13 protein-coding genes are annotated in these 12,360 nt (G+C 64.4%); 8 read left to right on the top strand and 5 right to left on the bottom strand.

Features of this window, described 5'->3' with window-relative positions:
- Window positions 1–23 precede the first annotated feature (23 nt).
- The 8 genes from U0042_RS01485 to U0042_RS01450 all read left to right on the top strand — a co-directional run bounded on the left by U0042_RS01485 (window position 24) and on the right by U0042_RS01450 (window position 6,945).
- Window positions 24–1,004 carry an ABC transporter permease gene (locus tag U0042_RS01485; RefSeq protein ID WP_114809553.1) on the top strand — a complete coding sequence of 327 codons (981 nt, stop codon included), beginning with the start codon at window positions 24–26 and terminating at the stop codon, window positions 1,002–1,004.
- A gap of 54 nt (window positions 1,005–1,058) precedes the next feature.
- Entirely contained in the window at window positions 1,059–2,027 is a 969-nt protein-coding gene (locus U0042_RS01480; RefSeq protein WP_114809552.1) for an ABC transporter permease, read from the top strand.
- 9 nt (window positions 2,028–2,036) lie between these two features.
- The gene (locus U0042_RS01475) at window positions 2,037–3,740 is read left to right on the top strand and encodes an ABC transporter ATP-binding protein (RefSeq protein WP_114809551.1); all 1,704 of its coding nucleotides are present in this window, start codon (window positions 2,037–2,039) and stop codon (window positions 3,738–3,740) included.
- Between the two features lie 191 nt (window positions 3,741–3,931).
- On the top strand, window positions 3,932–4,498 hold the full coding sequence (locus U0042_RS01470) for an OsmC family protein (protein ID WP_114809550.1): 567 nt from the start codon (window positions 3,932–3,934) through the stop codon (window positions 4,496–4,498).
- Between the two features lie 176 nt (window positions 4,499–4,674).
- Entirely contained in the window at window positions 4,675–5,391 is a 717-nt protein-coding gene (locus U0042_RS01465; RefSeq protein ID WP_114809549.1) for a haloacid dehalogenase type II, read from the top strand.
- A 32-nt stretch (window positions 5,392–5,423) separates the two neighbouring features.
- Window positions 5,424–5,615 carry a hypothetical protein gene (locus U0042_RS01460; protein ID WP_114809548.1) on the top strand — a complete coding sequence of 64 codons (192 nt, stop codon included), beginning with the start codon at window positions 5,424–5,426 and terminating at the stop codon, window positions 5,613–5,615.
- Between the two features lie 113 nt (window positions 5,616–5,728).
- Entirely contained in the window at window positions 5,729–5,950 is a 222-nt protein-coding gene (locus U0042_RS01455) for a hypothetical protein (protein ID WP_157977782.1), read from the top strand.
- A gap of 38 nt (window positions 5,951–5,988) precedes the next feature.
- On the top strand, window positions 5,989–6,945 hold the full coding sequence (locus tag U0042_RS01450) for a TauD/TfdA dioxygenase family protein (RefSeq protein WP_114809547.1): 957 nt from the start codon (window positions 5,989–5,991) through the stop codon (window positions 6,943–6,945).
- Between the two features lie 143 nt (window positions 6,946–7,088).
- Here U0042_RS01450 and U0042_RS01445 read toward each other — a convergent pair whose 3' ends face one another.
- The 5 genes from U0042_RS01445 to U0042_RS01425 all read right to left on the bottom strand — a co-directional run bounded on the left by U0042_RS01445 (window position 7,089) and on the right by U0042_RS01425 (window position 12,275).
- A complete protein-coding gene (locus tag U0042_RS01445; protein ID WP_114809546.1) occupies window positions 7,089–8,102 on the bottom strand; it encodes an NrtA/SsuA/CpmA family ABC transporter substrate-binding protein in 1,014 nt (337 codons plus the stop codon).
- Between the two features lie 33 nt (window positions 8,103–8,135).
- The gene (locus U0042_RS01440; protein WP_114809545.1) at window positions 8,136–8,885 is read right to left on the bottom strand and encodes an ABC transporter ATP-binding protein; all 750 of its coding nucleotides are present in this window, start codon (window positions 8,883–8,885) and stop codon (window positions 8,136–8,138) included.
- Complete coding sequence (locus U0042_RS01435; protein ID WP_114810024.1) at window positions 8,882–9,721, bottom strand: ABC transporter permease subunit; 840 nt, start codon at window positions 9,719–9,721, stop codon at window positions 8,882–8,884. Before U0042_RS01435 ends, U0042_RS01440 begins: the two co-directional genes overlap by 4 nt.
- A gap of 324 nt (window positions 9,722–10,045) precedes the next feature.
- Window positions 10,046–11,377: an LLM class flavin-dependent oxidoreductase gene (locus U0042_RS01430; RefSeq protein ID WP_114809544.1), complete on the bottom strand. Its 1,332-nt coding sequence runs from the start codon at window positions 11,375–11,377 to the stop codon at window positions 10,046–10,048.
- A gap of 322 nt (window positions 11,378–11,699) precedes the next feature.
- On the bottom strand, window positions 11,700–12,275 hold the full coding sequence (locus tag U0042_RS01425) for an SET domain-containing protein (RefSeq protein WP_114810023.1): 576 nt from the start codon (window positions 12,273–12,275) through the stop codon (window positions 11,700–11,702).
- Window positions 12,276–12,360 lie beyond the last annotated feature (85 nt).

Here is a 12,360-nt window from a genome sequence, read left to right as displayed (position 1 = left end):
TCAACGAGCAACGGAGCCCGACGATGAGCCGAAGCACCCGCTGGCAAACGATCCTGCGCCGCACCGCCTGGCAGGCGCTGCCCACGGTGCTCGGCATCGTGATCCTCAACTTCTTTCTGCTCAAGCTGATGCCGGGCGACGCCGCCGACGTGATCGCCGGTGAAGCCGGCTCCGCGACGACGGAAACGATGACCCTGCTGCGAGCGAAGTTCGGGCTCGACCAGCCCGTGCTCGTGCAGCTATGGACGTATCTGGAGCATCTCGCGCATTTCAGCCTCGGCTATTCGCCGCGCTACGACATGCCCGTGATGCAACTGATCCTTTCGCGGCTGCCCAATACCTTGCTGTTGATGGGGGTGGCGCTTTCACTCGCGCTCGTGGTGGGCGTGGTGCTCGGTGCCGTGATGGCGCACTGGGCGGGCGAGTGGCCGGACCGCGTGCTCTCGGTGTTCGCGCTGCTGTTCTATTCGACGCCGGGCTTCTGGATCGGTCTCCTCGCCATCATTCTGTTCGCGGTGCGGCTGGGGTGGCTGCCGAGCGGCGGCAACGTCACGATCGGGGCGAACCTGCACGGCTTCGCTTATGCCGCCGATATCGCGAGGCATGTGCTGCTGCCGGCGGCGACGCTCGCCACCTTCTTCGTGGCGATCTACGCTCGTATCACGCGCGGGGCGATGATCGAAGTGCAGCGTCAGGATTTCGTGCGCACGGCGCAGGCCAAGGGCCTGAGTCCGTGGCGCGTGACGTTGCGGCATGTGCTGCGCAACGCGCTGATGCCGCTCACCACGCTCGTGGGGCTGCATTTCGGCACGCTGCTGGGCGGCGCGGCCGTGACGGAGACAGTGTTCAGCTGGCCGGGGCTCGGCCGCCTCGCGCTCGATGCGGTGCTGGCGCGCGATTTCAGCGTGCTGCTGGGTGTGCTGCTGTTGTCGTCGCTGCTCGTCATCGTCGCGAACGTTCTCGTCGATCTGCTACAGGCGTGGCTCGATCCGCGCATCGGTTGAATCAGTGGCGTCGCCGGAGCGGCGCTTCGGCGACGCCTTCACGGAGGAACCTCAATGAGTTTCGAATCGCCGGACCTGCCGGTTCAGGCGCGGCGTGCCGCCGCGAGCGAGGGTTCGTCGTGGCGCCGTCAACTGGCGTTCGCGCTGCTTGGCCGCCGCCGCGGCGGCGATGCCGCGCGGCACGGCGGTCGCGCGTTCTGGCGCACGCTGTTGCGCAATCCATCTGCGTGCGCCGGTCTCGTGCTGCTCGCCGCGTTCGTGCTGCTGGCGGTGCTCGCGCCGCGACTCTACCCCGGCGACCCGCTCGACATGGTGGGCGGCCCGTTCGAGTGGCCGGGCAGCGACCCGCAATTCGCGCTCGGCACCGACTCGCTCGGGCGCGATGTGGCGGCGGGCGTCGCCCATGGGGCGCGTGTGTCGCTGCTGATCGGCGCGGCCTCGGCTGGCATCGGGCTCGTGATCGGCACGCTCGTAGGCGCCATCGGCGGCTATTTCGGAGGCTTGATCGACGACGCACTGGTGCGCGTCACCGAACTGTTCCAGACGGTGCCGTCCTTTTTGCTGGTGATCGTGCTCGTGGCGATCGGGCGGCCCAACGTGGTCGTGATTGCACTCGCCATCGGCATCGCTTCGTGGCCCACGGTCGCGCGCATCGTGCGCGCGGAATTTCGCACGCTGCGGCGCTCGGACTTCGTGCTCGCGGCGCGCAGCCAGGGGTTCGGCAACACGCGCATCATTTTTGGCGAGATTCTGCCCAACGCGTTGCCGCCCGTGATCGTCACCGCCTCGGTGATGGTAGCGAGCGCCATCCTGATCGAATCGTCGCTGTCGTTTCTCGGCATGGGCGACCCGAACGTCGTGAGCTGGGGCGCGATGATCGGTTCCGGACGCGATTCGTTGCGTACGGCGTGGTATCTCACGGCGATTCCGGGCGCTGCCATCGTGCTCGCGGTGCTCGCCCTCAATCTGCTCGGCGATGGTCTCAACGAGGCCCTCAATCCGCGCCAACGGCAGCGACCGTAAAGGTGTCACGTGAGCCAACTCCTTGAAGTGCGCGATCTGCGCGTGAATTTCGGGGCGCACGAAGCCGTGCGCGGCGTGAGCTTCGACATTGCCGAGGGCGAGACGCTCGCACTCGTAGGCGAGTCGGGCAGCGGAAAATCCGCTACGGCGCTTTCGCTCATGCTACTCGTTCCGCAGCCGGGGCGCGTGACCGGCAGCGTGCGCTTCGAGGGGCGCGAGTTGCTGGGCTTGCCGCCCAAAGCGGTGCGCGAACTGCGCGGCCGGCAGATCTCGATGATCTTTCAGGAGCCGATGACCTCGCTCAATCCGGTGCTCCCGGTTGGCGCGCAAATCGTGGAGGCGCTGCGCCAGCACGATACGCTGTCGCGCGAGGCCGCCCGCGCGCGCGCCGTTGAACTGCTCGATCTCGTACGCATTCGCGAACCGCAGCGTCGCTACGACGATTATCCGCACGAGCTTTCGGGCGGCCAGCGCCAGCGCGTGATGATCGCGATGGCGGTGGCCTGCCGCCCCCGCTTGCTGATTGCCGACGAACCCACGACCGCGCTCGACGTGACGATCCAGGCGCGCATTCTCGAACTGCTCGACGCGCTGCGCCGCGAGCTTTCGATGTCGCTGTTGCTGATCACGCACGACCTGGGTGTCGTGGCGGACCATGCGGACCGCGTGGCGGTGATGCTGGCCGGGCGCAAGGTGGAGGAGGCGGCAACGCCGGAGCTGTTCGCGCATCCGCGCCATGCCTATACGCGCGGACTCCTGGGCGCCTCGCTCAATCTGGCCGACGATCTTCACTACCAGGCGTGGACCTTGCCGGAAATCCGCCACACGGTTACGTCGGACCAGCCTGGTGAGCACGGCGGCTTCGTCGTGGTGCCGCGCACGGTGCCTGAACGCGCGGTGTCGAGCATTCAGGCCGCCGACGCTGCCCCGTTGCTCGCCGTACGCGACCTGCGCGTGACGTATGCGCAGCGCCATGGCGCACCCGCGCATCATGCCGTGGACGGCGTGACGTTCGATATCGGCCGCGGCGAGACGGTAGGGCTCGTGGGCGAATCGGGCTGCGGCAAGTCCACGCTTTCGCGCGCGATCATGCGACTCACGCCGGTGGCCAACGGCTCGATCGCGCTCGAGGGGACCGATCTCGTCGCGCTCGGCGAGCGTGCGTTGCGGCCTTTGCGGCGCAAGGTGCAGATGGTCTTCCAGGATCCCTATGCATCGCTCAATCCGCGCCGCACGGTGGGCGACATTCTCGAAACCGTGCTGGCCGTGAACGGCGTGGGCGACGCGACAGCGCGCCGTGCTCGCGTGCGTTCGGCGCTGGAGCGCGTGGGGCTTCCCGCGGCGTCCCCTGGCCGTTTCCCGCATGAATTCTCGGGCGGGCAGCGTCAGCGCATCGGCATTGCGCGCGCACTCGTGCTCGAACCCGCGTTGCTGATCTGCGACGAGCCGGTTTCCGCGCTGGACGTCTCGATTCAGGCGCAGATCCTCAATCTGCTCGTCGAACTCAAGCGAGAGCTTGGGCTTTCCATGCTCTTCATCTCGCACGATCTGTCGGTCGTGCGCTACATCGCCGACCGCGTGCACGTGATGCAGCAGGGCAAGATCGTCGAAAGCGGCGACCACGAGAACATCTGGCGCGCGCCTCGGCATCCGTATACACGCACGCTGCTCGCCGCGATTCCCGGGCGCGAGCTGGAAGCCGAAGCCGCCTGAACGCACTGTGCAATGATCCGCGCGCTCGAAGAACCGCCGCGTCTGGCGGGCGTAGCGGGCGACGCGGAAAGTTCGCGGCCTGAACGCATCAAATGCCGCCCCGGCGTTATGCCATGGAGGAGCCTGAGTCTTTTGCTGAACCCGGTTTTACCGCACTCGACAACGAATCGGCCAACGAACCCAGATCGATCATGACGACACTGAACGAGTATCTGACACAGAAGCGCGCGGCGTGGCTCGCCAAAAAAGAGGAGGCACGCAGCAATCCCGGCCTGAAGGCCAATGTGCTCAAGGCGCAGGTGCGCGCGCTCGGGCGCAGTGGCGTGCGCGAGATCCGCATCCGCGACTTTCAGGTGATCAGCGACAGCCCGCCGGATTTCGCGGGCTACAACCTGGGCCCCGCTTCGCCCGAGCTTCAGCTTGGCGTACTGGGAAGCTGCCTCACGCATATCACGCTGATCCAGGCCGCAGAGCGCGGACTGGCCATCGACTCGATCGAAGTCGAGGTGACGGGCGAGCAGCATCCGCTCGCCCAGCAGCCGGGCTTCGAGAACATCCCTATCTTTCCGCACAATATCCGCTATACGCTCGATATCGTTTCGCCGGAGTCCGCCGAGACGATTCGCGCGCTCCATGAAGCCGTGGAAGCCGTGTGTCCGATCTTCAACCTGCTCAAGCAGCCGCAGACGATCGATGGCGAGCTTCGGCATACGGTGTCCGCGCCCGCGGTGTCCACCGCGCAAGAGCAGGCGGCCTGAGCGCACGTCGGCGTTCGGCGCAGAGGGGTGCGCGCGACGGTCAGCGAAAGTTCCGCGCCAGTGCTTCAATGCGGGTTGCGCCGCCTTTGCCTTTCGCCTTTGTCTTCCGCTTTTGCCTGGTGGCATCGGCGGTTCGCCCTATGTCGTGTTCCGATCCTCTGACCTTTCTGGACCCTATGACGCATCCCATCGAAATCAAGGCCCTCGTATTCGACGTCTTCGGCACGGTGGTGGACTGGCGAAACGGTGTCGCGAGCCACACCGCCGCTTTTCTGCAACGCCACGCGCCGAATCTCGACGCTTTCGAATTCGCCGACGCCTGGCGGCGCGAGTATTCGCCCTCCATGGAGGAAATTCGCAGCGCGCGCCGGCCGTATGTGCGCCTCGACGTGCTGCATCGCGAGAACCTCCTGAAAGTGTTGGAACGTAGCGGTATTACCGGAGTCGCGGACGCCGAGATCGACGCACTCAACCTGGCCTGGCATCATCTCGATCCGTGGCCGGAAGTCGTCGAGGCGCTTGGTCGTCTGAAGCGCCGCTTCATCATCGCGCCGTTGTCGAACGGAAACATCCGCCTCATGGTGGATATGGCGAAGCGCGCCGGTTTGCCCTGGGACGCCATTCTCGGCGCCGAGGTGGTGCGCGCGTACAAGCCATCGCCGCAGGTGTATAGCGAAACCGTGGACATTCTGGCGCTCGAGCCTGCCGAACTGTGCCTTGTCGCCGCGCATAACAGCGATCTGGCGGCCGCGCGACGGCAAGGGCTTTCGACTGCCTTCGTGCTGCGGCCTACCGAACACGGCGCGCAGCAGAAAACAGATCTGGCCGCCGAGCAGGCGTGGGATTTTGTCGTGAACGATTTGAACGAGCTTGCGAATCGGCTGGGTTGCTAAGGCGTTTTCCGGCGAGGCACGCAGGCAGATTCATGGCACTGCTGTTGCCCTCACATGACCTCGACGTCGTGCAACGCGTGAGTGATCGCGTGCTGGTGCTCAAGGACGAGCGCGCGGTGGAAACCGGCGCGACCGCCGAGGTGTTTGGCGCGCCCCAAGCCGACTACACGAAGCCGTTGCCGCGGTCCGCGCCGGATTTGCGGGTTCAACGCCGGGCGGCTTGATCGCGGGAGGTGGGGAATACGACAAGCGCGAGGAAAACCCGCGCCACGGGAAGTTCCTAAGCACAAATCGTTCGTTCCCACGCCGCGGCGGCGGTTCGATACTCGATGAATCGATGGTTCCCTTCGTGGCCTCCATTCATGACCCAGTCCTCGGCACCCGATCATTTCGCAAGCGGAACCTTGCGCCTTATCGGCCCCGACCCGACAACTGGGTCGTCGAGCGTGCCGGCCTCGGTGACCTGGAGACGCACGAGGCGCGCATGGCCGCGGACGTGCGCGCCGATTTCGATGTTTCGCACTACGAGCAACGCGTCGTTCGCCAAGCCGCGCGGTAGCGCCGTTCCCTTAATTCCGTCCCCATCCGCTTGCCATCATGAACGCACAAGTCATCGCAGACATCGCAGACGACAACCCGATCCGTATCGAGCCGCTTTCGGCCCATATTGGCGCCGAAATCAGCGGTGTCGATCTTTCGCGGCCTTTACCGCAGCCGCAGATCGACGCCATTCGCGCCGCGCTGCTCAAGTGGCGCGTGGTGTTTTTCCGGGAGCAGTTTCTGAGCCACGAGCAACAGGTGGCCTTCTCGGCACAATTCGGCGAGTTGACCGTGGGGCATCCGGTTTTCGGCCATGTCGAAGGGCATCCCCAGATTTATTCGATCGCCAAATTTCGCAAGGCCACGCGCTTCGAAGGCGCGCCGCTGCTGCGGCCGTGGACGGGCTGGCATACCGACGTGACCGCCGCCGTGAACCCGCCGTTCGCCTCCATCCTGCGCGGTGTGACCATTCCGCCCTATGGCGGCGACACGCAGTGGACCAACCTTGTCATCGCCTACGAGAAACTGTCCGCGCCGCTGCGCGCCTTCGTCGACGGCTTGCGCGGCGTGCATCGCTTCGCGCCGCCTGCGGGTGCGAGCGGCACCGGCGCCTTCGAACAGGCAGTGAAGGACCAGCCGCTCGTGAGCGAGCACCCGCTCGTGCGCGTGCATCCGGAAACGGGCGAGCGTGCGCTTTACGTGAGCCCCGGCTTCCTCAAGCAGATTGTCGGCCTCGCGCCGCGCGAGAGCCAGGTGCTGCTCGAACTGCTTTGGGAACACGTCACACGGCCCGAATTCACGGTGCGGTTCAAGTGGGAACCAGGCAGCATCGCGTTCTGGGACAACCGCTCGACCGCGCATCTTGCGCCCACCGACATCTTCGATCTCGACTTCGACCGTCAGCTATACCGCACGACGCTCGTGGGCGACGTGCCCGTCGGCCCCGATGGCAAGCCCTCGGTTGCGATCCAGGGCTCGCCCGTGGGCGCGGCCGCCGCCGTTGCGCTCAACTGAGCGGGACAACGCGCAAACCCGGCGACGATTCAAGATCGGGCAACGTCGCAGCGTTGTCCGTCTGCGTAAGCGTGACCACGCCAACCGCCTGCGTGGGGTGTTTCAGACATACGATTTCCGGTCCATGGCGAAATGGGCGAGCCTCACACCTTGACGCTGTAATCGGCGACCTTGATCGGCGCGCTGATGATCTTGCGTTGCGCAAGCCAATCCGCCGCGCGTTGGAACTGAGCCATGAAGGCCGCGTCGTCGGGTTCGTGGAACTGGTTCACGCGCTTCAGGCTCGCGAGATAGTCGCGCACCTGGTCCGGATATTTCGCCTCTCGTTGCACAAGCAGTTCCGATTCGGCGGAATGCTGCGTCTGCCAGGCGCCTTCGACGTAATACGCATCGAGCACGGCGCGCACAAGCTCGGAGTTCTCTTCGGTGAATCTGCGACGCGTGACCAGCGAACTGTAATCGATCAGGAAATCGAGATCGCGGCCCTCGTTGAAAATATCCTTTGCATCGTTCGAATAACGCGCGATATCCACGGCGGGCGACCACATCGACCACGCGTCGACCCGGCCCTGCGCGAAGGCGGGCGCGGCATCGGGCGGATTCAGATAAACGAACTCGACTTTGCTGCGATCGACGTGATGCTTTTCCAGCGCCGCGATGAGCAGGAACTCGCCGAGGCCCGAGCGGTTCACCGCCACTTTGCGACCCGCGAGGTCGGCCACCGAATTGATGCCGCTCGTCTTCTTCACGATGATGGCCGTGGAGCGTGGCGAATACACGTCGAAGCCGGTGAAGACGATGGGGGAGCCGGCCAGCATGGCGGCGAGCGCAGGCGTCGTCGAACCCCAGAAACCGAAATCCGCACTGCCGCCCACCACGGCCTGGATCGAGGGGGCGTGGTTCGGGAACGGGCCGATCCACTCGACCTTGATGTTCTTCGCCGCCAGCGTCTTCTCGAACACGCCGCGTTGTTTGGCGATGTCGGGCAGTGCACCGTAACCCCAGCCGATGCGCACCGTATCGGTGTTGCGCGTGAGTTTCGCGGGTGGCGTTGCCTGCGCCGCCTGCGCGGGAAGCAGGTGCGCCGCAGCGGCGCCGGCCAGCAGTCCGCCCGCCGCGCGCAGGAGTTGGCGGCGAGTCAGTGAAGCGTCATTCATTCGTGATCCTTTCTGATGAGCGGAGGAATCGATTCAGTCCGGCTGAACGCCGAGTTCTCCGAGTAGCGCGAGCCGCAGTGCCTGCGGCGTGTGATCCTGAGTGTCGAACGAAGCGGCGATGCCCCCGGCGCGCATGACGAGAATACGGTCGGCGAGCACGATCGCTTCATCGACGTCATGCGTCACGATCAGCACGCCCGGCGCATGATGTGCGACCAGTTCCTTGACGAGTCCGTGCATCCTGATGCGTGTGAGCGCATCGAGCGCGGCGAAAGGCTCGTCGAGCAGCAACAGCGCGGGATCGCGCACGAGAGCGCGCGCCAGCGCGACGCGTTGCGCCTGGCCGCCGGAAAGATTGCGCGGCCAGTCGAGTTCGCGGCCCGCGAGGCCCACTTCGGCCAGCGCACGCGCCGCGCCGCTGCGGCCGATGCTCGCTTCATGGCCCAACGCGACGTTCTCCCACAACGTGGCCCACGGCAGCAGACGATGCTCCTGGAACACCACGGAAGGGCGCTCGGGCGCGCGAATCTGCCCGGCGTCGGGCGTGTCGAGCCCCGCGAGCGAGCGTAACAGCGTGGTCTTGCCGCAGCCGCTTTCGCCCAGCAGCGCGACGAATTCGCCTTTGCGGATATCGAGGTCGAGTGCTTCGATCACGACGCGAGCGCCGTAACGGCGTTGAAGACCGCGTACCGAAACGGCCAGCGTCGATGCGACGGATGCGGCTTCGTGTTCGTGGCGAGGCGCGGCATTTGAGTGTGCCGACAACGTGGCTGAAGCGCTCATTGTTTTTCCCCCTTCGCGTAATTCGCATGCCAGGACAGGAAGTGCACTTCGAGCGAGCGAACCAGCGCATCGGCGACGACGCCGATGATCGCGTAGATGATCATGGTCAGCAGAATGACGTTGGTCTGCAGGAATTCGCGCGCGTCCATTGCCAGAAAGCCGATGCCCTTTGTCGTCGCGAGCGTTTCCGCGATCACGAGTGCGAGCCACGCGTGGGCGAGCGCATAGCGCACGCCGGTCAGGATGGAGGGCAACGCTCCGGGCAGAATGATCCGGCGCACGATGGCTGGCCATTTCATGCCGATTACCTGGGCGAGCTCCATCAGCTTGGGATCGACCTGGCGGATGCCGAGCATCGTGTTGATGTAGATCGGGAACAACACGGCAAGCGCGACGAGAAAAATCTTCGCGCCTTCGCCCACACCGAACCACACGATGACGAGCGGCAGCGTCGCGAGAAAGGGAATGGCCCGGACCATCTGGATCGACCGGTCGATGAGCGCGTGGCCGAGCCTTGAAGAGCCCACGAAAACGCCCAACGCAAGCCCGATTGCACCGCCGATCAGAAAACCGACCGCAGCGCGCAACAGCGAAACGCCGAGGTGGACGAACAGATCGCCGTTGCGTGTCAGAGTCCAGGCCGTGACGGCGACGCTGCCGGGCGCGGGCAGCACTTGCGGCGCGAGCCAGCCCACGCGCGCGGCGACTTCCCATATCGCGACAATCAATACGGGTATGGCCCACGAGAGCCAGTAGTAAAAGCGCTCCTTCAATACCGGCGAGCCGGCCCGTGGCAAAGCGATGTAGCGGTTGGGAGAAGAGGTGACGTCAGCCATGAATTCGGAACTTGCGCAGTGATCGGCCGGCCCGCTGGATTGAAAAAATCCGCGTTGGCGCGGCATGGAACGGGCTATTAAAGACGCATGAGCGTAGCCGTGACAAACGGTTTCTTATGCTTAGCTTTTCCGGATTGATGCGCTGCAATTCGCGCTTGCATCATGTGTGAATTGCATGATTAAATGAGAAAAATATGCGCGAAGTGAATGGCGCATTTCGCGGCATGCCGCATCGCAATCGGTCCGATTCAGTCGCGGGCCCGATTCAGTCGCGCGGATAACGACCACTTCGCGGCCTGCGCTTGCAGATACACCGAACGTGAGCTATTCGTTCGCAAAAAAACGGTTGGCGGGCCGTTTCAGACCCAGATGCTCACGCAGTGTCGTCCCTGTGTATTCGCGCCGGAAAATGCGACGCCGCTGCAATTCGGGTATGACCTTTCGGACAAAATCATCCAGTCCCCCAGGCAGCCACGGGAACATGACGTTGAAGCCGTCGCTGCCTTCCTCGACGAGCCATTGTTCCATCTGATCCGCGATATCGCGCGCCGTGCCCACCATCTCGAGCCCCGAATAGCCGCCCACGCGCTGCGCCAGTTCGCGGATCGTCAGCCGTTCCTCGCGCGCCCAGTCCACGACACGCTGACGTGCGCTACGGCTCGCATTGGATTCGGGTATCTCGGGCAGCGGGCCGTCGGGATCGAAAGCGGACACGTCATGACCGAGCGCGATGGACAGCGAAGCGATGCCGCTGTCGTAGTGCACGAAGCGATCGAGCAGCGCGCGTTGCTCGGCGGCCTCTTCGCGGGTTTCGCCGACCACCACGAAAACACCCGGCAGGATCTTCAGGTCGTCGCGCGCGCGGTGAAAGCGTTCGAGCCGACCCTTCAAATCCGCGTAGAAGCGCTTGCCGGCTGCCAACGTGGGCTGTGCAGTGAACACCGCATCGGCAGTCTGCGCTGCCACCTGCATGCCCGCTTCGGATGAACCGGCCTGCACGACCACGGGCCAGCCTTGCACGGGACGCGCGATATTGAGCGGGCCGCGCACGGAGAAATAGTCACCGCGATGGTCGAGCACATGCAGTTTCGCCGGGTCGAAATAAAGACCCGTATCGACCTCGCGGACAAAGGCGTCATCGGCCCAGCTGTCCCACAGGCCGGTGACCACCGCATGAAATTCGAGCGCGCGCCGATAGCGCTCGTCGTGCTCCATATGCGTATCGCGACCGAAGTTGCGCGCGGCCTCCGGATTCGATGTGGTGACGAGATTCCAGCCTGCACGCCCGTTGCTCAGATGATCGAGCGAGGCAAAGCGGCGCGCAATGTGCCAGGGTTCGTCGAAGGTGGTCGAGGCCGTCGCCACCAGGCCAATTCGCTCTGTCACCGCGGCGAGTGCCGAAAGTAACGTGAAAGGCTCGAACGACGTGGCCGTGTGGCTCCGCTTGAGCGCATCGATCGGCATGTTGAGCACGGCGAGATGATCCGCCATGAAGAAGGCGTCGAAGCGTGCCTGTTCCAGCAGTTGAACGCAATGCTTCAGATGCGTGAAGTTGAAGTTGGCGTCGGGCCATGCGCCCGGAAAGCGCCATGCGCCTGTGTGCAGGCTTACGGGGCGCATGAAGGCGCCCAGATGGAGCTGCCGATTGCGGGTCATCGTGTACCCATGCGGAACGTGCCATGACTGCGCACCATCCCGCGATCATGACGGTCTGCGCCTGGCACGGTCAACGCTGCGCTTGGAAGCATTTCTGCTTCGCTATGCGCGCTTGCGGGAATAGAAGCGCAAGTGTGTCAGAGCGCGGAAAAAAGCGGCCGGAGATCGACGCGAATCGCTATGCAATCTGCGCCGGGCTTCGCTATAGCCACGCGACAGCGCTGACATCAATCCCGGCTGAGTCCGCAATTCGCCGATTCGTTGAAGTAGCAACAAGTGGGAAACCTATTGATGTGCGGCCTCGGCCTGCTGGCGGGCATGTTCAGCGGCGCGATTCTGGGCAACCTCGGCAAGCCCCTTCATTGCCGGCCTGATCTGCCGGCCGGACCGATACCTGACCATCGTTCGCCAGAACTGCCGCCCGTTTGCGGCGCACGGCCAGCATCGTCCCCCGGCAGGTCGACGCCCCGCAGCGACAGAGGTACTCACGCAAGAGCCGCGGTGTGTGTCGTTCTTCAACGATCAGCGCGTAGTCGAGCCCGAGTTCCTCGCCCGCCGCAATGTCACAGATCGCCCGGATGTAGATACGACCGTTGTGGTCTTCTGCTTCGCAATTTGGCGCGCAAGAGTGATTGATCCATCGGGCGCTGTTCCCGCCCATCGCGCCGTCGATGACCTGTCCGTTGCCCAGATCGAAGTAAAACGTATGGTTCGGCTGCGACGGGTCTCGCGGAGGGCGTCGAGTCGCTTCGTCCCACGCGATCCGCTTGCCTTTGTACTCGCAGATAATTTCGCCCACATCAAGCGCCCGCAGGGCGAACACGCCCTTGCCGTGGATTGGCGAACGACGCACCGAAATGTTGCGCGACGAAGGTCGGCTGCTAACAGGTATTTGCATCGGAAGAGAAGCGTCGTAGGGATTGCTGCGGAAACGCCTCATTATGCGGATCGCAAAAAACTGCGGCAAGCCGTACTGCATTCTT

Source organism: Paraburkholderia kururiensis, from assembly GCF_034424375.1.
In the GTDB taxonomy this organism is placed as follows: Bacteria; Pseudomonadota; Gammaproteobacteria; order Burkholderiales; family Burkholderiaceae; genus Paraburkholderia; species Paraburkholderia kururiensis_A.
The sequence above is the reverse complement of the archived record's forward strand: the minus strand, read 5'-3'. Positions and strand labels throughout refer to the sequence as shown.

Coding starts and splice junctions, on each gene's coding strand:
- U0042_RS01485 (WP_114809553.1), top strand. CDS start 24: ATGAGCCGAAGCACCCGCTGGCAAACGATCCTGCGCCGCACCGCCTGG.
- U0042_RS01480 (WP_114809552.1), top strand. CDS start 1,059: ATGAGTTTCGAATCGCCGGACCTGCCGGTTCAGGCGCGGCGTGCCGCC.
- U0042_RS01470 (WP_114809550.1), top strand. CDS start 3,932: ATGACGACACTGAACGAGTATCTGACACAGAAGCGCGCGGCGTGGCTC.
- U0042_RS01465 (WP_114809549.1), top strand. CDS start 4,675: ATGACGCATCCCATCGAAATCAAGGCCCTCGTATTCGACGTCTTCGGC.
- U0042_RS01460 (WP_114809548.1), top strand. CDS start 5,424: ATGGCACTGCTGTTGCCCTCACATGACCTCGACGTCGTGCAACGCGTG.
- U0042_RS01455 (WP_157977782.1), top strand. CDS start 5,729: ATGGTTCCCTTCGTGGCCTCCATTCATGACCCAGTCCTCGGCACCCGA.
- U0042_RS01450 (WP_114809547.1), top strand. CDS start 5,989: ATGAACGCACAAGTCATCGCAGACATCGCAGACGACAACCCGATCCGT.
- U0042_RS01445 (WP_114809546.1), bottom strand. CDS start 8,102: ATGAATGACGCTTCACTGACTCGCCGCCAACTCCTGCGCGCGGCGGGC.
- U0042_RS01440 (WP_114809545.1), bottom strand. CDS start 8,885: ATGAGCGCTTCAGCCACGTTGTCGGCACACTCAAATGCCGCGCCTCGC.
- U0042_RS01435 (WP_114810024.1), bottom strand. CDS start 9,721: ATGGCTGACGTCACCTCTTCTCCCAACCGCTACATCGCTTTGCCACGG.
- U0042_RS01430 (WP_114809544.1), bottom strand. CDS start 11,377: ATGACCCGCAATCGGCAGCTCCATCTGGGCGCCTTCATGCGCCCCGTA.
- U0042_RS01425 (WP_114810023.1), bottom strand. CDS start 12,275: ATGCAAATACCTGTTAGCAGCCGACCTTCGTCGCGCAACATTTCGGTG.